Here is a 22,641-nt window from a genome sequence, read left to right as displayed (position 1 = left end):
GTTAAGCAATGCCTATGTCACGCAATAGTAGTAATAATATAAAATTCCCACTCAGTTCTTCCCAGCAAGTTGTCTGGCTCAGCCAGCTCTGCCGCCCTCATAGTGTCTGCTATAACTTAGGTTCAGTGCTCCTTGTTGAGGGAAAGTTGGATGACGCACTGTTAGTACGCGCTATTGAGACTGTTGTTTGTCGCCATGATGTATTGCGTTTACGACTCGTTAAGACTGAGGAATTACCACAGCAAGCACTCACCGATGCTTTGCCTGTATCCGTGACAATCCACGATTTTTCAGATCATAACAACGCAGAAGAACAAGCTGAACAATATATCCGTACGGCCTTCAAGCGGCCGTTTGATTTGTACAGTGAACTATGGCGTTTTGCCCTGTTACGGGTAAGTGATAACCGTTGGTACTGTCAGTTTTGCTGTCATCATCTTATTGGCGATACGATGACGTTAAGACTGATTTCCGCAGAAATAGCCAATACGTATACTCGGCTCAGCAGAGGAAAGAAATCGCCAAAAGCGGCGCCCTCTTATCTCGACTTTATTCATGAAGATAACGCCTATTTAAACTCAAAGCATTATCAGCAAGATCAGCAATTCTGGTCAGAGCGCTATAAAAATTTACCGCCCGCCTTAATTCAGCCCGCAAATTTAGAGAAAACAGCAGATGATGAACATGCCGAGCCGCTAACCTGGCCATTGGATAAAACGCTTTTCCAGCGAATAGAAGACACCGTCGCTACACATGGATTGTCTGTTCTGCATTTTATGTATGCCGCACTGGCCTGCTATTTTTCACGCACGGCTTACTCACTGACAGAAGATGAAGATATTGTTATTGGCATTCCTGTAGATAACCGTAAAAACAGCCAACAAAAACATACGGCAGGGATGTTTTCATCGGTGATCCCAGTCGGTATCACCGTTTCGCCCCATGACACTTTCCTCGATGTGATGGGGAAAACGGCAACAGAATTAAGGCGTTGCTACAAACATCAACGTTTGCCACTCTCGGAAATCAACCGGCTCACACAAATCCAGCAGCAGACCGGACGAACCCAGTTATTCGATATCATGCTGTCATTTGAACAAATAGACGTGAACGCCGCTATCCCCGATGCCACATTCAAATGCTCAAAAATACAACGTGGCGCCCCATTCCCGCTTGTTATCACGCTTCACCAATATGCTTTCGCTAACAGCGAGGATGACCAGAAACCGGTCACACTTGAGTTTAATTTTTTCCCCAATTATCTGAGCCGTGCAGAAGCGACAGCCCTCCAGTCACGTCTTATGGTGTTAATCGAAGCCGCCCTGACGTCTTTGGAAACCCCGATCCGATGCTTACCGCTATTACCGCTAACAGAGCAGCAACAATTACTGGTGGATTTCAACGCCACACAAACAGATTTCCCCCAAGAGACATTGATCCATCAATTGATCGAAGCACAAATTGCTAAAACACCCAATGCAACCGCCGTCGTGTTTGCCGAGCAATCCCTGAGCTATGACGAGCTTAACCGCCGTGCCAACCAACTGGCCCATTATCTGATTGAGTTGGGCGTGCGGCCGGATGATCGGGTAGCAATTTGTGCTGAGCGCAGTCTGGACGCTATCGTGGGTTTACTGGGCATCCTTAAGGCCGGTGGTGCCTATGTGCCGCTTGATCCGACCTATCCTACCGAACGGCTGGCTTATATGCTGGACGATGCCACCCCAGTGGTGTTACTCACCCAAACCGCACAATGCGACAGATTGCGCGACAGCGTCCCTGCTACGGTGCCGGTCATCGTGCTTGATGCGCAGGAAACGTTATTCGAGGCACAACCAACTCACAACCCGCAAGCCCATGCATTGGGGCTAACATCACGCCATCTGGCTTATGTGATTTACACCTCCGGCTCAACGGGGCAACCTAAAGGTGTGATGGTCGAACATCGCAATGTCCTGCGTCTTATCATTAACAGTGGCTTTGCTGAGATTGGCCCTGACGACTGTATTGCCCATTGCGCCAATGTCTCATTTGACGCCGCCACCTGGGAAGTGTGGGCGGGGCTGGTGCATGGTGCGCGCATTGTGCTTATCCCGGAAAAAGTCTTGCTCCAGCCCACGCTGTTTGGTCAGTGTCTGTCATCGGAAGGTGTCAGTGCCCTGTTCCTGACCACCGCCCTGTTTAACCAATACGCGGATCTCATTGGGCCATCCCTCTCTGGCTTACGCTATGTCCTGTTCGGCGGTGAACAGGCGGATAACCGTCCGGCTATTCGTCTCAGAACCGAGCATCCCCCCACACACTTACTGCATGTGTATGGGCCAACCGAGACAACCACGTTTGCCACCGCCTATGAAATTCCTGTTATGGAAAACGAGGACGTTGAAGGTAAAAGCAGAAAGCTCCCCATTGGCCACCCCATCGCGAATACCCAAATTTATATTTTGGATACGCAGGGTCAACCCGTTCCTATCGGGGTAGCAGGTGAAATCCATATTGCCGGTGACGGCGTAGCCCGCGGTTACCTGAACCGACCTGAACTGACCGCCGAACGCTTCCTGCCCGATCCGTTTTCTTCAGAGCCCGATGCCCGCATGTACAAAACCGGCGACCTGGCCCGCTGGCTGCCCGAGGGTAATATTGAATACCTTGGCCGTAATGATTTTCAGATCAAGTTGCGGGGCTTCCGTATCGAACTGGGGGAAATCGAAGCCAAACTGAGGCAATGTGACGGCGTACGCGAAGCGGTCGTGCTGGCGCGCGAAGATGAACCCGGCCAGAAACGGCTGGTGGCCTATCTGCGGCCACAGGAGGAAGTTGAACTGGTGCCGGCTGAACTGCGCCAGCAACTGACTCAGCACCTCGCTGACTATATGTTACCCAGTGCCTTTGTTTCCTTGGACACCTTTCCATTGACGCCCAATGGTAAACTCGACCGTCACGCTCTGCCTGCACCTGATTTATCAGCAATCGTCGCTCGCAGCTATGAAGCGCCCATCGGTGAAATAGAAACCGCTCTGGTTCAAATTTGGCAAGAGTTGTTGAGCCTGGAACAAGTCGGTCGTCACGATCATTTCTTCGAGCTCGGTGGTCATTCCCTGCTGGCTACCCAATTAGTGGCACGGGTTCGCCAATTATTAGCGCGCGAGTTGCCGTTACAGCAACTTTTCGAGCAACCGGTTTTAATGCAATTGGCTCAAACGCTCACAAGCGCTTCGACAATGGCACAGATCGTGATCCCGGTCGCTGACCGCAGCCAGCCATTGCCCCTGTCCTTTGCTCAACAAAGGCTCTGGTTCCTCGGTCAACTCGATCCGGCAGCCAGCCTGGCTTACCATATTCCTGTAGCATTGCGCCTGACTGGGCCGCTTAATCGCCCAGCCTTAACTTGTGCATTCAACCAATTAATCGCCCGCCATGAAAGTTTGCGTACCCGCTTTACGCTGGTTGCCGGCCAAACTTGCCAGCACATCGATTCGGCGGATATCGGTTTTACCCTTACTTATCAGGATCTGCGTTCATTACCCGCTGAAGCACAGAGCAATTGTATTGCGGAATTAACGGCACTCGATACTCAAACGCCTTTTGACTTTACCCAAGGCCCGCTGCTACGGGGTCATTTACTGCAACTGACCGATGAAGAGCATATATTGCTATTTACCCAGCATCACATTATCACTGATGGCTGGTCCGTCGGTGTGCTGATGCATGAGCTCAATGTGCTTTATCGCGCTATCCTTGATGGTCAAGACGCACCCTTACCGCCCCTGCCGATCCAGTATGCCGACTATGCCGTCTGGCAGCGCCACTGGTTGCAAGAGGAAGAGGCGGCGTTCACGGCACAACGTGATTTCTGGTGCACCCAGCTTGAAGACGCACCGGCCTTACTCTCCCTCCCAACCGACCGGCCGCGTCCGGCAATACAATCCTTTATTGGCAGCCGAGTCCCTGTGCACATTGAAGCAGGCTTATTGGACTCACTGAAAAAACTGGGATTGCGCCATCACACCACCTTGTTTATGACGGTACTCAGTGCCTGGAGTCTGGTACTGGCCCGACTTAGCGGGCAGGATGATATCGTTATCGGCACCCCTGTCGCTAACCGTCCGCATCATGAATTGGAAGGGTTAATCGGTTTCTTTGTTAACACACTGGCTTTACGTATTACCTTCAATAATGATCTCAGTGTGGCCGATTTACTGGCCCAAATTCGGGAGCGGGCACTGGCCGCCTATGACCATCAAGATTTGCCCTTTGAGCAGGTGGTGGAAGCGCTCCAGCCCGAACGCAATCTTAGCTACAGCCCAATATTTCAGGTGATGCTGGCCTTAAATAACACCCCCGCCCAGTCGTTGGCATTGCCCGAGGTCCAATGTACGCCCATTGAACAAATGCACCCCAGCGCTCACTTTGATCTGACCTTGTCACTGACCGAAACCGAAGCCGGTTTAGTCGGTGAGCTGGAATATGCCAGCGATTTATTCGATGCCGCCACGGTTGAGCGGATAGCTGGTTATTTCAACAATGTGTTAACCGCCATGGTGGCAGATGACGCCCAACTCATTGCCACGTTACCGATGCTACCCGCATCAGAACGGCAACAACTGCTGGTGGATTTTAATGCCACTCAGACCGATTTCCCGCAAAACGCGCTAATTCACCAATTGTTTGAAGCGCAAGCCGCACAGTATCCCGATACCCTTGCAGTGATCTATGAAGACCAGACATTGAGCTATGGTGAATTAAACTACCGTGCCAATCAATTAGCCCATTATCTGATTACGTTGGGGGTGTGCCCTGATGATCGCGTTGCCCTCTGTACCGAGCGTAGTCTGGAGATGGTGGTCGGCTTACTGGCTATCCTTAAAGCCGGCGGGGCTTATGTGCCGCTTGATCCCGCTTATCCGGCCGAACGACTGCTCTATATGCTGGAAGATGCGGCACCCGTGGCTTTACTGACCCAATCGGTACTAGCCCAGTCAGAGTGGCTCGCTCAGTTTAATACCCTACCCACCATCTTGCTGGATAACCCTGAACCGTGCCTGTCAACTCAACCTACCGGCAATCCAGACGCGCAGGCATTGGGTTTGGCATCACATCATCTGGCCTATGTCATTTATACTTCTGGTTCGACCGGTCAACCGAAAGGGGTAATGATCGAACATTTTAGCCTGTGCAACTTGATCGCCACCCAACAACATGTGCTGGCACTGACCCCAGATAGTCGCGTCTTACAGTTCGCTTCAAATAGTTTCGATGCCTGTATTTGGGAATCTTGTATGGCTTTAATGGCAGGTGGACGTCTCTATCTGGCCAAACGAGCCGATCTGCTGCCCGGAGCCCTACTATCCAGCTACTTAACCGAGCAGGCTATCAGCCATGTTCTCTTGTCACCCACTGCGTTAGCCGCGATGGATTCCCTGCCCGATACCCTGCAAACCTTGCTGGTGGGGGGAGAGGCGTGTCCGTCAACCCTGGTCAAACGCTGGTCACCTGGGCGGCAAATGCTTAATGCCTATGGGCCAACGGAAATCACGGTCTGTGCCACACTCTATCCCTGTGTTTCCTCCACAGAGGATAATCCGCCACCGATTGGCCGCCCAATCGCTAATACCCGGATTTATATTCTGGATGCACACGGCCAACCCGTTCCGCGCGGTGCGGCGGGGGAAATTTATATCGCCGGTGTCGGTGTGGCGCGCGGTTATCTCAATCGCCCTGAACTCACCGCTGAACGCTTCCTCGCTGACACATTCTCTGCCACCCCCAATGCGCGGATGTACAAGACTGGTGACCTCGGCCGCTGGTTGCCCGATGGCAATATCGAATATCTCGGTCGCAATGATTTTCAGGTCAAATTGCGAGGCTTCCGTATTGAGTTAGGGGAAATCGAAACTAAACTCACGCAATGTGGCGGGGTACGTGAGGCGGTGGTCATTGCTCGCGAAGATGAAACAAATCAGAAACGACTTATCGCCTATCTGCTGCCAAAGGAAGGAGCTGAATTGGTGCCCGCTGAATTGCGTCAGCAACTCGCCCAACACCTTGCTGACCATATGCTACCCAGTGCCTTTGTCACACTGGACGCCTTTCCTCTAACGTCAAACGGAAAACTAGACCGTCAAGCCTTGCCTGCCCCCGATTTATCGGCAGTCGTTACTCGCAGCTATGTTGCGCCCATTGGTGAAAGAGAAACTACCTTGGCGCAAATTTGGCAAAAACTATTGGGATTGAAACAAGTCAGCCGCCATGACCATTTCTTTGAACTCGGCGGCCATTCGCTGATGATTATCAGCCTGATCGAAGAACTGCGCAATCTGGGTTGGCAACTCCATGTTCGCAGTGTATTCGCCGCCCCAATCCTGAACGATATGGCTCAAGCTATCCAGCGTGATGCCAATACCTTTATCGTGCCACCCAATCTTATTCCTGAACGCTGTACGGCTATCACTCCTGATATGTTGCCATTGGTTTCGCTTTCCCAAGCTGAGATTAATGCCATCGTTGATACCGTTTACGGCGGGGCGAGTAATGTACAAGATATCTATCCACTGGCTCCCTTACAGGAAGGGATCCTGTTCCATCATCTATTACAGACGCAAGGTGATGCCTATTTATTACGGATTGTACTTGCCTGTGATACTCGCGAACATCTTGATGCTTTTCTGGCAGCTTTGCAGCAAGTTATTGATCGTCATGACATCCTGCGCACCGCAATTTATTGGCAAGGACTGGAGCAGCCGGTGCAGGTGGTCTGGCGTCAGGCATTAATGACTGTCGATGAACTCACCCCGATCTCGACGGATGATATTCCAGCACAGTTACTGGCTCACACTGATCCACACCAGCATCGTATTAATTTGAACCAGGCGCCCCTCTTTGCCGCCGATATCGCCCATGATCCCGCACAAAATGAGTGGTTGCTGATACTGCGCTTCCATCATCTGGTCAATGACCATATGACCTCAGATCTGATTTTCGCCGAGATTGTCCAGATATTACAGGGTAACGCTAAAACATTGCCGCCCACGCTGCCCTACCGCAACTTTATTGTCCAAACATTAAGCACACCAGCGGCAGAACATGAAGCCTATTTCCATAGCCAACTGGCGGATATTGATGAACCCACCTCCCCCTTTGGGATACTCGGCGTACCCAACGATAACAGTGCCATCAACGAACATAGCCTGCTGCTTGACCCCACATTGGCAAAAGCAATCCGCACTCAAGCGCGTCGGCTGGGTGTCAGTGCCAGTGTGCTGTTCCATGTAGCTTGGGCGCAGGTATTGGCCCACACCAGTGGCCGCGATGACGTGGTATTTGGCTCCGTACTGTTAGGTCGTCTGCAAGGCGGTGCAGGGGCTGATCGCATACTGGGGATGTTTATCAATACGCTTCCCCTGCGTATTTCTCTGGGCGAGCGCACGGTACAGGAAAGCGTGCAGGAGACCTATCAGAATCTGACCACTTTGCTGGAGCATGAGCAGGCTCCGTTAGCGCTGGCCCAACGGTGCAGTGGCGTGGCACCACCATTGCCGCTGTTCAGCACCCTGCTCAATTATCGCCATAGCCAGGCTGATAAAGGGGAGACCAATGATACCATATGGACAGCAATGCACCTGCGCCTGGTTTCGGCTGAGGAACAGACCAATTATCCTATTACCCTGTCAGTCGATGACTTTGGGGATGATTTCCAACTGACCGCCCTGACCGTCACTGATATTGCGCCCGAACGTATCAATACCTACCTGACCACAGCCATCAGCGGTTTGATCGATGCCTTGGTTCATCACCCGCAACAAGCGCTTCGGGCTATCCCTATCTTACCGAAAGCAGAACGGCAACAAGTGCTGATAAACTTCAACGCCACTCAAGCCGATTTCCCGCGGGATGCAGTGATCCACCATCTGTTTGAGATGCAGGCTGCCCAGCATCCCGACACGATTGCCGTTGTCTTTGAGGGGCAAACGCTCAGCTATGGTGAGTTAAACAGCCGTGCCAATCAGCTAGCCCATTACCTGATTACATTGGGAGTACGTCCAGATGATCGGGTCGCCCTCTGTGTCGAACGCAGTCTGGAGATGGTGATCGGCTTACTGGCTATTCTTAAGGCCGGTGGCGCCTATGTCCCACTCAACCCAGACTACCCGACTGAACGGCTGGCCTATATGCTCAATGATGCCGCACCGGTGGTGTTATTGACCCTGAAAACCCAACTCAACAAGCTGTCCAATACCGTACCGACGGTCTTACTTGATCCTTTATTTGACCGTAAGCAGCCGATATGGGCCACCCAGCCAACGAATAATCCTGACGCACTGGCATTGGGGCTGACATCCCGTCATCTGGCCTATGTGATTTACACGTCAGGTTCAACCGGACAACCCAAAGGCGTGATGGTTGAGCACCGCAATGTCGTTAGCCTTATCATCAATAATGGCTTTGCCGATATAGGACCTGACGACTGTATTGCCCATTGCGCCAATGTCTCATTTGATGCCGCCACCTGGGAGGTGTGGGCGGGCCTGGTTCATGGGGCACGTATTCTGCTCATCCCGGAAAAAACCTTGCTGCAACCGACCCTTTTTGGCCAGCGTCTGTCAACGGAAGGGGTCAGTGCCCTCTTTCTGACTACCGCCCTGTTTAACCAATATGCAAACTTGATTGGGCCGGCCTTATCCGGCTTACGGTATGTCCTGTTTGGCGGGGAACAGGCGGATATTCGGCCGGCCATTCGCCTCAGAACTGAGTTCCCTCCCAAACATTTACTGCATGTGTATGGACCAACGGAAACCACCACGTTTGCCACCAACTATGAAATTCCAACCAGGGCAGATCAGGATGTTGATAGTAAGCTCCCGATAGGCCACCCGATTGCGAATACCCAGATTTATATTCTGGATACGCAAGGACAACCGGTTCCTGTCGGTGTAGCGGGGGAGATCTATATCGCCGGTGACGGCGTCGCCCGCGGTTATTTGAATCGTCCTGAACTGACCGCCGAACGCTTCCTGACTGATCCATTCTCTTCAGAGCCCGATGCCCGCATGTACAAAACCGGTGACCTCGGCCGCTGGTTGCCCGATGGCAATATCGAATACCTCGGCCGCAATGATTTTCAGGTCAAACTGCGTGGCTTCCGTATCGAACTGGGCGAAATCGAGGCCAGACTGACTCAATGTGACGGCGTGCGTGAAGCCGTGGTATTGGCCCGCGAAGATGAACCCGGACAAAAGCGACTGGTGGCTTACCTGCTGCCGCAAGAAGGCATTGAACTGGTTCCGGCTGAGTTACGACAGCAACTCGCCCAGCATCTGGCTGACTATATGTTACCCAGTGCCTTTATCACGCTGGATGCTTTCCCGCTCACCCCCAACGGCAAACTGGATCGTCGGGCTCTGCCGGCACCGGATTTATCCGCGGTGGTCACGCGCCGCTATGAAGCTCCCGTGGGTGAAACAGAAATTATCTTGGCTGAGATTTGGCAAGATCTGCTCGGACTGGAACATGTCGGCCGTTACGATCACTTCTTCGAACTCGGCGGCCATTCCCTGCTTGCCATCCAATTGGCAGCCCGCATTCGTCAACAATTAGCCCGCGAGTTGCCGTTACAACAACTCTTTGACCAACCGCTTTTGCGCGATCTGGCTCACTCGCTGGCTGATGCGTCAACCACCACACAGGCCACCATCCCTGTCGCTGACCGTCACCAACCACTGCCCTTGTCCTTTGCTCAACAACGTTTATGGTTCCTCGCTCAGCTCGATCCGGCGGCTAGCCTGGCCTACCATATCCCGATGGCGTTGCGCTTGACCGGCCAGCTTCATCGCCCGGCTTTAATCCGCGCCCTTGATCTTCTGGTCGCCCGCCATGAAAGCCTGCGTACCCGTTTTGTGTTGGTTTCCGGCCAACCTTGCCAGCAAATCGATCCGGCTGATAGGGGTTTTCCCCTGTCTTATCAGGATTTGCGCGCATTAACGCCAGACGCCCATAGCAACCGTATCGCGGAATTAACCGATCTCGAAGCCCAAACACCGTTTGACCTGACTCAAGGCCCGCTACTGCGGGGGCATTTGCTGCAACTGGCCGATGAGGAACATATCTTGCTGCTCACCCAGCATCATATTATCTCTGATGGCTGGTCCATCGGCGTATTGCTGCGTGAATTCAGCGCCCTTTACCGCGCCGCCCTCGACAGCCAAGATGATCCCTTACCACCCTTGCCGATTCAGTACGCCGACTATGCCGTCTGGCAGCGAGAATGGTTACAAGAAAGTGCCATTGCGAAACAGCGCGACTTCTGGTGTTCGCAGCTTGAAGGTGCGCCGGCTTTATTGACATTGCCAACCGACCGACCCCGCCCAGCGGTGCAGTCCTATGTTGGCCGCCGGCTTCCTGTCAATTTTGATGCAGACTTATTGACTTCGCTTAAGCGTCTTGGACAGCGCCATCGCACCACCTTATTTATGACCGTACTCAGTGCCTGGAGTATCGTATTGGCTCGGCTGAGTGGACAGGCGGATATTGTCATCGGCACCCCGATTGCTAACCGCCCACATCATGAACTGGAAGGATTAATCGGGTTCTTCGTCAATACACTGGCCTTACGTATCACGCTGGATAATTCCAGTAGTGTTGCTGACTTGCTCGCCCAAGTGCGGGAACACGCTTTCGCAGCCTATGCTCATCAGGATCTGCCCTTTGAACAGGTGGTGGAAGCGCTCCAGCCTGAACGCAACCTAAGTTACAGCCCCATCTTCCAGGTGATGCTGGCCTTAAACAACACGCCACAACATATCTCACGACAAGCGTTAGCGTTACCTGAGCTACAACTCACCCACATTGAGCAGGAACACTATAGTGCTCACTTTGATTTGACCTTGTCATTGGCCGAAAATGAGGACGGCCGCCTGGTCGGTGAACTGGCCTACGCCACTGACTTATTCGACGCCACGACCATTGAGCGTTTGGTTGGTTACCTGACAAATGTGTTGACCGCTATGGTGGCGGATGAGACACAACTTATTGGTGCCCTGCCCCTGCTGCCAGAATCGGAACGGCGGCAACTGTTGGTGGAATTCAATGCCACCCAGCAGAACTTCCCACAAGACGCGTTGATCCACCAACTATTTGAAGCGCAGGCCGCACAACATCCTGAAGCTATCGCCGCTGTATTTGAGGAACAAACGATCAGCTATGGTGAGTTAAACCGCCGTGCCAATCAGTTAGCCCATCACCTGATTGGGTTGGGGGTACGTCCTGATGATCGGGTCGCCATTTGTGTCGAACGCAGCCCGGAAATGGTGATTGGCCTGCTGGCTGTCCTTAAGGCGGGAGGGGCTTATGTCCCGCTTTCCCCCACTTATCCGCCCGAACGGTTGGCCTATGTGCTGGACGATGCCGCGCCGGTGGTCTTACTGACCCAGACGTCACTACTTGACAGGCTAGGCAACCGCCTGCCACATGTGTTACTTGATGCTCTGGTTTTCGACAAGGGGACAGAAGATAACCCTGATCCACAAACGCTGGGGCTAACTTCACATCACCTGGCCTATGTGATTTATACCTCTGGCTCAACAGGTCAACCCAAAGGCGTCATGGTTGAACACGCCGGATTCAGAAATTACCTGCAATGGGGGCTGAGTTATTATGTTACGACCAGACCGACCGACAGTATCGTGTCATCCCCGTTTGCGTTTGATGCCACCGTCTCCAGCCTTTATTTACCCCTGCTGTGTGGCGGCAAACTACACCTTATCCGTGAAGGTCAGACGCTGACTGAATTGGTGCCCGCATTGTTATCCCCCTCAATGGCACCCACCACTCTGGTTAATGTCACCCCAACCCATTTCGCGGCAATAGGTAAGGGATTACTGACAGAAAAACGGACGTGTCCTGCCCGTTGCTTCATCGTCGGCGGGGAGGTACTTCCCCAATCCGTCGTTGCACTTTGGCGTGAGCTGTCACCAGAATCACGCATTATCAACGAATATGGCCCCACTGAAACGGTGGTGGGTTGCATCACGTTTGATACCCGCCATCAGGCAAGTATCGTTGACAACATTCCTATCGGAAAACCGATCGCCAATACCCAGATTTATATCCTGGATGCCCTGGGACAGCCGGTGCCTCTTGGGGTAGCCGGTGAGATTTACATTGGCGGTGCGGGTGTGTCCCGCGGTTACTTCAACCTACCGGAACTGACGGCAGAACGTTTTATTTCCGATCCTTTTTCAACCGCGCCAAATGCCCGCCTGTACAAGACCGGTGACCTCGGTCGCTGGCTGCCCGATGGCAATATCGAATACCTTGGCCGCAATGATTTTCAGGTCAAACTGCGGGGCTTCCGCATTGAATTGGGGGAAATCGAGGCAAAACTGGAACAATGTCATGGCGTGCGCGAAGCCGTGGTATTGGCCCGTGAAGATGAGCCAAATCAGAAACGGCTGGTGGCCTATCTGCGGCCACGGGAGGGCGTGGAGCTGGTGCCGGCTGAACTGCGTCAACAACTCGCCCAACACCTTGCCGACTATATGTTACCCAGCGCTTTTGTCACGTTAGCCTCTTTCCCTTTAACGCCCAATGGCAAACTTGACCGTCAGGCTTTGCCTGCTCCCGATTCATCCGCCATTGTGGTACGCCATTATGCAAGCCCTGTCGGTGAGATGGAAATTACCCTCGCCCAGATTTGGCAAAAATTATTGGGGCTGGAGCGAGTTGGGCGCCATGACCACTTCTTCGAACTCGGTGGCCATTCACTGATGATTGTCAGCCTGATCGAAGAACTGCGCAATCTGGGCTGGCAGCTCGACGTTCGCAGTGTTTTCGTCGCCCCTGTCCTGATTGATATGGCGCAGACTGTCCGGCGTGATGCCAACACCTTTGTCGTACCCCCCAATCTCATCGCTGAAGAGTGCACAAACATTACCCCCGCCATGCTGCCTTTGGTTTCCCTGTCCCAGACTGAAATTGATGCCATCGTGACGACTGTTCCGGGTGGCGGCGCCAATGTGCAGGATATCTATCCCCTCGCGCCGTTACAGGAAGGGATTTTGTTCCATCATCTGTTACAGACCCAGGGGGATAATTATCTGCTGCAAAGCGTGCTCGCGTTCGATACCCGTGAGCGCCTCAATGCCTTTTTAGCGGCGTTGCAACGGGTTATCGACCGCCATGATATTCTGCGTACTGCCGTTTGCTGGCGAGAACTGGCACAACCGGTGCAAGTGGTCTGGCGTCAGGCACCGCTCAAGGTTAACACCTTCACCCCCACTACAACGGGTGACGTTGTCACCCAACTCAAGCGTCATACCGATCCACGCCAGCACCGTATCAATTTAAATCAGGCGCCCCTGTTTGCCGCCGATATCGCCCCGAATCCGGCACAGGATGAATGGCTGCTGGCGCTACGCTTCCATCATCTGGTCAGTGACCATCTGACCCTGGAGCTGATTTTTGCGGAAATCGCGCTTATCTTGCAGGGCAAGACGGAGAAGCTGCCAGCGGTACTGCCTTACCGCAATTTTATCGCCCAAATTCTGGCTACCCCGACCGCTGAGCATGAGGCTTATTTCCGCACCCAACTGGCGGATATTGATGAACCCACGGCACCCTTTGGAATACTCAAGGTGCATCCTGACAACGACTGCGTGGCTGAGGCCCGTCTCCCTATCGCTCCCGATCTGGCCAAAGCCATTCGCACGCAGGCGCGTCGGTTAGGCGTCAGCCCCAGTGTGCTGTTCCATGTGGCATGGGCGCAAGTATTGGCCCACACCAGCGGCCGTGATGACGTGGTATTTGGCTCCGTGCTATCGGGACGTCTGCAAGGTGGTGCCGGGGCGGACCAAATACTAGGCATGTTTATTAACACCCTGCCCCTGCGCATCTCGCTGGACGGACATACGGTACAAGATATCGTGCAGGATACTTATCACAATCTGATCGCCTTGCTGGAACATGAACAAGCCCCATTAGTACTGGCACAACAGTGCAGTGGTGTGGAGCAACCCATGCCACTGTTCAGTACCTTACTGAATTATCGTCATAGCGCTTTAAATGCAGCAGAAGCGGTTGATGCCACTTGGACAGGCATTCGTATTTTGTCCGCAGAAGAGGGCACTAACTATCCTATCTCCTTATCAGTCGATGACTTAGGAGACGACTTCCTACTCACTACCCAGACCATAACCGAAATTACGCCAGAACGCATCAACGCCTATCTGGCGACGGCTATCCACGGTTTGGTCGATGCCTTGGTTCACAACCCGCAACAAGCAATACGGGATATTTCCATTTTACCGGCGGCGGAGCGGCAACAACTGTTGGTGGACTTCAATGCCACTCAAATGGATTTACCACAAGAGGTGTTTATCCACCTGCTATTTGAAGCGCAGGCCGCACAATGTCCCGACGCGATCGCTGTCGTCTATCAAGACCAGACGCTGAGCTATGGTGAGTTAAACCGCCGCGCCAACCAGTTAGCCCATCACCTGATTGGGCTGGGGGTACGTCCTGATGATCGGGTCGCCATTTGTGTCGAACGCAGCCCGGAAATGGTGATTGGCCTGTTGGCTGTCCTTAAGGCGGGAGGGGCTTATGTCCCGCTTTCCCCCACTTATCCGCCCGAACGGTTGGCCTATGTGCTGGACGATGCCGCACCGGTGGTCTTACTGACCCAGATGTCACTACTTGACAGGCTAGGCAACCGCCTGCCACATGTGTTACTTGATGCTCTGGTTTTCGACAAGGGGACAGAAGATAACCCTGATCCACAAACGCTGGGGCTAACTTCACATCACCTGGCCTATGTGATTTATACCTCTGGCTCAACAGGTCAACCCAAAGGCGTCATGGTTGAACACGCCGGATTCAGAAATTACCTGCAATGGGGGCTGAGTTATTATGTTACGACCAGACCGACCGACAGTATCGTGTCATCCCCGTTTGCGTTTGATGCCACCGTCTCCAGCCTTTATTTACCCCTGCTGTGTGGCGGCAAACTGCACCTTATCCGTGAAGAACAGACGCTGACTGAATTGGTGCCCGCATTGTTATCCCCCTCAATGGCACCCACCACACTGGTTAAGATCACCCCAACCCATTTCGCGGCAATAGGTAAGGGATTACTGGCAGAAAAACGGACATGTCCTGCCCGTTGCTTCATCGTCGGCGGGGAGGCACTTCCCCAATCCGTCGTTGCACTTTGGCGTGAACTGTCACCAGAATCACGCATTATCAACGAATATGGCCCCACTGAAACGGTGGTGGGTTGCATCACGTTTGATACCCGCCATCAGGCAAGTATCGTTGACAACATTCCCATCGGAAAACCGATCGCCAATACCCAGATTTATATCCTGGATGCTCAGGGACAGCCGGTGCCTCTTGGGGTAGCCGGTGAGATTTACATTGGCGGTGCGGGTGTGTCCCGCGGTTACCTCAACCAGCCGGAACTGACGGCAGAACGTTTTATTCCCGATCCTTTTTCAACCGCGCCAAATGCTCGCCTGTACAAGACCGGTGACCTCGGTCGTTGGCTGCCCGATGGCAATATTGAATACCTGGGCCGCAATGATTTTCAGGTCAAGATACGCGGTTTCCGCATTGAATTAGGCGAAATTGAAAACCGGCTGGTTGACTGTGAAGGCGTTCAGGAAGCAGTAGTAATCGCCCGCGAAGAGGAAAACGGCGATAAGCGTCTGGTAGCTTACCTTATTCCACAACCGGACGTCACACTCAACCCCACTGAGCTGCGCGAACAATTGAGTGCCAGTTTAATGGAATACATGCTCCCCAGCGCCTTTGTCACGCTGGCGTCTTTCCCCCTGACTCCCAATGGCAAACTGGATCGCAAGGCCCTACCAGCACCGGATTTATCGGCAGTGGTAGTGCAAGATTATGTCGCTCCGGTGGGCGAAATAGAAATCACCTTAGCCCAGATTTGGCAAGAATTGTTAGGCTTAGAACGCGTGGGGCGTCATGATCATTTCTTTGAACTCGGCGGACATTCCCTGCTAGCTATCCAACTCGTCACACATATACACCAAAAATTGGCCCGGGATTTGTCACTACAGCAACTTTTTGATCAACCCGTTTTGATGCATTTGGCACAAACACTCACTGGTGCTTCAACAATGGCGCAGATCGTGATCCCCGTTGCTGATCGCAGCCAGCCGTTACCCCTATCCTTTGCTCAGCAAAGGCTCTGGTTCCTCGGCCAACTCGATCCGGCGGCCAGCCTGGCTTATCATATCCCTGTGGCATTGCGCCTGACGGGGCCGCTTCATCGTTCGGCCTTAACCGGTGCATTCAACCAATTAATCGCCCGCCATGAAAGCTTGCGTACCCGCTTTGTGCTGGTTGACGGCCAACCTTGCCAGCACATTGATCCGGCGGATATTGGCTTCACCCTGCCTTATCAGGATCTGCGCCTATTGGCACCGCAAGCACAAGATAGTCGCATTGCGGAATTAACGGCACTCGAAGCACAGACGCCTTTTGACTTCACCCAAGAACAGCTGATCCGCGGTCACTTGCTGCAATTGGCAGACGAAGAACATGTCTTGTTGCTCACGCAGCATCATATTATTTCTGATGGCTGGTCCATCGGTGTGCTGGTACATGAACTCAGTGTTCTTTATCGCGCCATCCTTGATGGTCAAGATACGCCTTTCCCCCCTCTACCCATTCAGTATGCTGATTATACCGTCTGGCAGCGTCACTGGTTGCAAGACGCCGTACTCACAATACAACGTGATTTCTGGTGCACCCAACTGGCAGGAACGCCTGCCTTGCTGACGCTCCCGACCGATCGGCCGCGTCCGGCAGTACAATCCTTTGTTGGCAGCCGAGTTCCTGTATACGTTGATGCCGATTTATTGGGCTCACTGAAAAAACTGGGATTACGCCATCATTCGACGTTGTTTATGACGGTACTCAGTGCCTGGAGTCTCGTACTGGCTCGGCTCAGCGGTCAAGATGATATCGTGATCGGCACACCGGTTGCTAATCGCCCACACCATAAACTTGAAGGATTAATCGGTTTCTTCGTTAATACACTGGCTTTACGCATCACCTTCAATGATGATCTCAGTGTGGCCGATCTGCTGGCCCATGTTCGGGAGCGGGCACTGGCCGCTTATGCTCACCAAGATTTACCCTTTGAGCAGGTAGTGGAAGCGCTCCAACCCGAACGCAATCTTAGCTATAGCCCGATTTTCCAGGTGATGCTGGCCTTAAATAATACCCCTACTCAAGCGCTGGCATTTCCTGATGTCCAATGCGCACCTATTGAACAAATGTATCCCAGCGCTCACTTTGATTTGACCTTGTCATTGACCGAAACCGAAACTGGTCTGACTGGTGAGCTGGAATATGTCACCGATTTATTCGACACCGCAACTGTTGAACGCATAGCCGGTTACTTCAACAATGTGTTGACCGCCATGGTGGCAGATGAAACACAACGGATTGCCACGTTGCCAATGCTGTCTGCATCAGAACGGCAACAACTGCTGGTGGACTTCAATGCCACTCAGGTGGACTTCCCACAAGACGCGTTGATCCACCAACGGTTTGAAGCGCAGGCAGCACGGTGTCCTCAAGCGAACGCCGTTGTTTTTGGGGAACAAACGATCAGCTATGGTGAGTTAAACCGCCGTGCCAATCAGTTAGCCCATTACCTGATTGCGCTGGGAGTATGTCCGGATGATCGAATCGCCATCTGTGTCGAACGCAGTTTGGAGATGGTGGTAGGATTACTAGGTATTCTTAAGGCAGGGGCAGCTTATGTGCCGCTCGATCCGGCCTATCCGGTCGAACGGCTGGCCTATATGTTGGATGATGCTTCTCCAGTGGCGTTGCTTACCCAAGTGTCATTAGTTGAGACACTCAGCAGTGACCTGCCTACCGTGCTGCTTGACACCGTCTCTCTCGATACCTATGCAATAAGTAATCCTGATGCCTGTGCACTGGGGTTAACTCCACACCATCTGGCCTATGTTATCTACACCTCTGGCTCCACGGGGCAGCCCAAAGGCGTGATGGTTGAGCATCGTGGGCTATACAACCTCACTCAGACACAAATTGAGGCATTCCATATCACAGCTAATAGCCGTTTATTGCAGTTTGCTTCTTTCAGCTTTGATGCCTGTATCTCTGAAATTGCTACTACACTGTGCCAAGGAGCCTGTCTTGTCTTGGCATCCCGTGAAGCGTTATTGCCCGGTGAAGCGCTGATGAATACCTTGAAAACTCAAGCGATCACGCATGTCACCCTACCGCCCGTGGTAGCCAGTGCCTTAACGCCGGATGCTGGATTACCCAATCTGACCACTCTGGTGCTGGCCGGTGAGGCTTGCTCATCGTCGTTGATCAAGCGTTGGGCAACAGACCAGCGGATCATTATCAATGCTTATGGGCCGACGGAATCCACTGTTTGTGCAACTCTCACCCCATGTGATCCCCAGGATGAAAGAGTCCCACCGATAGGCCGGCCTATCGCGAATACGCAAATTTATATTCTGGATACACAAGGTCAACCCGTTCCGCTTGGTGTGACGGGCGAAATTTATATTGGCGGGTTGGGTATTGCCCGCGGTTATCTGAATCGCCCTGAACTCACTACTGAACGCTTCCTGACCGATCCGTTCTCTTCGCAGCCTGATGCCCGCATGTACAAAACCGGCGATCTCGGCCGTTGGCTGCCCGACGGCAATATCGAATACCTCGGCCGCAATGATTTTCAGGTCAAGTTGCGTGGCTTCCGTATCGAACTGGGGGAAATCGAGGCACGGCTCATGCAGTGTCACGGTGTGCGTGAGGCGGTAGTGTTGGCCCGCGAAGATGAGCCCGGCCAGAAACGGTTGGTCGCTTATCTGCGGCCGCAGGAGGGGATTGAACCAGTCCCCACTGAACTGCGCCAGCAACTCGCTCAATACCTCGCTGACTATATGCTACCCAGCGCCTTTGTCATTTTAGAGACTTTCCCGCTCACCCCTAACGGTAAACTCGACCGTCAGGCCCTGCCTGCTCCTGATTTATCGGCGGTTGCCACTCGCAGCTACGAAACTCCCATCGGTGAGACAGAAATCGCCTTAGCCCAAATCTGGCAAAAACTTCTAGGGTTGAAACAGGTCAGCCGCCATGACCACTTCTTTGAGCTCGGTGGCCATTCGCTGATGATTGTCAGACTGATCGAAGAACTGCGCAAGCTGGGCTGGCAACTTGATGTTCGCAGCGTTTTTGTTGCTCCGATCCTCGTTGATATGGCTCAGGCTATCCAGCGGGAGGCCAGCATATTTGTCGTACCACCTAACCGTATTCCTAAAAATTGTACGGCTATTATGCCCGATATGCTGCCTTTAATCGCGCTCTCTCAGGTTGAGATTGATACCCTCGTTGAGCAGATCCCCGGGGGTGCAGGCAATGTACAGGATATCTATCCACTCGCGCCGTTACAGGAAGGTATCCTGTTCCACCATCTGCTACAAACCCAGGGGGATAATTATCTGCAACAAAGCTTACTCGCTTTCGATACCCGTGATCGTCTCGACAGCTTCCTGAAAGCCTTGCAGCAGGTTATCAACCGCCATGACATCCTGCGCACGGCAATTTATTGGCAAGGACTGGAACAGCCGGTGCAGGTGGTCTGGCGCCAGGCACAACTGACTATCCGTGAATTCCCCGCTGCGACGACGGACGATATTCCAGCACAATTACTGGCTCACACCGATCCCCGCCAGCACCGCATCAATTTGAACCAGGCGCCTCTCTTTGCCACCGATATCGCCCATGATCCGGCACAAGATGAATGGTTGCTGGCGCTGCGCTTCCATCATCTGGTCAGTGACCATCTGACACTGGAGCTGATTTTTGCGGAAATTGCGCTTATCTTGCAGGCAAAAACAGAGAAGTTGCCACCGATATCACCTTACCGCAACTTTATCGCCCAAACCTTGAATACGCCAACCGCCGAGCATGAAGCTTATTTCCGCACCCAACTGGCGGATATTGACGAACCCACGGCGCCGTTTGGGGTACTGAATGTCAAAATTGGCAACGACCTTGTCACTAAAGCGCATCTCGCTATCGCACCGGATCTGGCTAAAGCCATCCGCACGCAGGCGCGTCGTTTCGGTGTCAGCCCCAGTGTGTTGTTCCATATTGCGTGGGCGCAGGTGCTGGCACAGACCAGCGGCCGCGATGACGTGGTGTTTGGTTCCGTGCTACTGGGCCGGTTGCAAGGCGGTGCGGAAGCGGATCAAATACTGGGGATGTTTATCAATACCCTGCCCTTGCGTATTTCTCTGGACGGGCGCACGGTACAAGACATTGTGCAGGAAACTTATCACAACCTGACCGCCTTGCTGGAGCATGAGCAAGCCCCATTAGTGCTGGCACAACAGTGCAGTGGCGTGGAGCAACCCATGCCGCTGTTTAGCACCTTACTGAATTATCGTCACAGCTTTTCGAATGGAACGGCAGAGGGGGAAACCGAGGCGGCTGAGAACACTTGGGTAGGTATACGTGTTTTGTCGGCAGAAGAGCGGACTAATTATCCTATCTCCTTATCAATCGATGATTTAGGGGAGGATTTCCAATTAACGGCTCTGACCATAACTGAAATTGTACCAGAACAAATCAACGCTTATCTGGCGACGGCTGTCAGCGGCTTGATAGATGCCCTGATTAACAATCCGCAACAAGCGATCCGGGATATTTCCATCTTACCGGCAGCAGAGCGGCAACAAGTGCTGACCGATTTCAACGCCACCCAAGTTAATTTCCCACAAGCAACGTTGATTCACCAACTCATTGAGACACAGGCCGCACAGCATCCTGATGCCCTTGCTGTCATCTACGAAGACCAGACACTGAGCTATGGTGAATTAAACCATCGCGCCAATCAGTTGGCCCATTATCTGATTGCGTTGGGCGTGCATCCGGATGATCGTGTCGCTATCTGTGCCGAACGCAGTCTGGAGATGATAGTCGGTTTTCTGGCTATCCTCAAAGCGGGCGGGGCTTATGTGCCGCTTGATCCGGCTTACCCGTCCGAACGACTAGCCTATATGCTGGACGATGCCGCTCCGGTGGCTTTACTGACTCAATCAGAGCTGGCCCAGTCAGAATGGCTCGTTCAGCTTAATACCCTACCCACCGTCTTGCTGGATAACCCTGAACCATGCCTGTCAACCCAACCCACTGATAACCCAAATCCTCAAGCTTTGGGGTTAATGCCTCATCATCTGGCCTATGTTATTTATACTTCCGGTTCAACCGGGCAACCGAAAGGGGTAATGATCGAACATCATAGCCTGTGCAACTTGGTCACCACCCAGCAACATGTCCTGGCTCTCACCGCCGACAGCCACGTCTTACAGTCTACCGCAAACAGTTTCGATCCCAGTATCTGGGAATATTGTATGACCTTAATGGCCGGTGCGCGTCTCTATCTCGCCAAACGAACCAGTTTGTTGCCGGGAGCCATACTGTCCAGTTACTTAACAGACCAGGCCATCAGCCATGTTATCTTGTCACCGACCGCATTGGCCGCGATGGATTTCCTGCCCGATACTCTGCAAACCTTGATGGTGGGGGGAGAAGCCTGTTCATCAATCTTAGTCAAACGCTGGTCATCCGGGCGACAAATGCTTAATGCCTATGGACCAACGGAAACCACGGTCTGTGCCACACTCTACCCCTGTAGCTCTTCCGATGAGAGTACAACAGATAATCCACCACCGATTGGCCGCCCGATCGCCAATACCCGAATTTATATTCTGGATGCACACGGCCAGCCCGTTCCTCGTGGTGTGGCAGGGGAAATTTATATTGCCGGTGCCGGTGTGGCGCGCGGTTATCTGAACCGGCCTGAACTCACGGCTGAACGTTTCCTGCCCGATCCGTTCTCTTCGCAACCTGATGCCCGCATGTACAAAACCGGCGATCTCGGCCGCTGGCTGCCCGAGGGCAATATTGAATACCTTGGCCGTAATGATTTTCAGGTCAAACTGCGGGGCTTCCGTATCGAACTGGGGGAAATTGAAACCCGACTCAGCCAATGTGACGGGGTACGCGAAGCGGTGGTGATTGCTCGCGAAGATGAACCCGGCCAGAAACGGCTGGTCGCTTACCTGTTACCGCAGGAAGGGGTTGAGTTGGTGCCCGCTAAACTGCGCCAGCAACTCTCCCAACATCTCGCTGACTATATGTTGCCCAGTGCCTTTGTCACGCTCACGGATTTCCCCCTGACCCCCAATGGCAAACTTGACCGTCAGGCCCTGCCTGCACCGGATTCATCTGCCGTGGCAACCCAGGGTTATGAACCCCCACATGGCAGGATAGAAACCGCGTTGGCCCAAATCTGGCAAGACCTGCTAGGACTGGAGAGTGTCAGTCGCCACGACCATTTCTTCGAACTTGGCGGCCATTCGCTGATGGTCGTCAGATTGATAACCCGCATACAAGACAGATTCTTGGTCAGTATCCCTCTGACGGCATTATTCACTTCCACCACATTAGTGGAGCAAGCCAACGTCATTCTCTCAGCGCAAATGAATGTCGTAGGGGGAGACGAACTTGAGTCAATTCAAAACGATCTTGACTCACTGTCAGCAGAAGAATTGATGACCATTTTAA

1 pseudogene is annotated in these 22,641 nt (G+C 53.0%); it reads left to right on the top strand.

The features are described 5' to 3' along the window. Positions 1 to 8: 8 nt before the first annotated feature. A pseudogene (locus WDV75_RS08830) lies at positions 9 to 22,544 on the top strand (non-ribosomal peptide synthase/polyketide synthase); the annotation flags it as partial. Between the last annotated feature and the right edge of the window lie 97 nt (positions 22,545 to 22,641).

Origin of the sequence: Xenorhabdus griffiniae, from assembly GCF_037265215.1 — a bacterium.
GTDB lineage: Bacteria > Pseudomonadota > Gammaproteobacteria > Enterobacterales > Enterobacteriaceae > Xenorhabdus > Xenorhabdus griffiniae.
The sequence above is the reverse complement of the archived record's forward strand: the minus strand, read 5'-3'. Positions and strand labels throughout refer to the sequence as shown.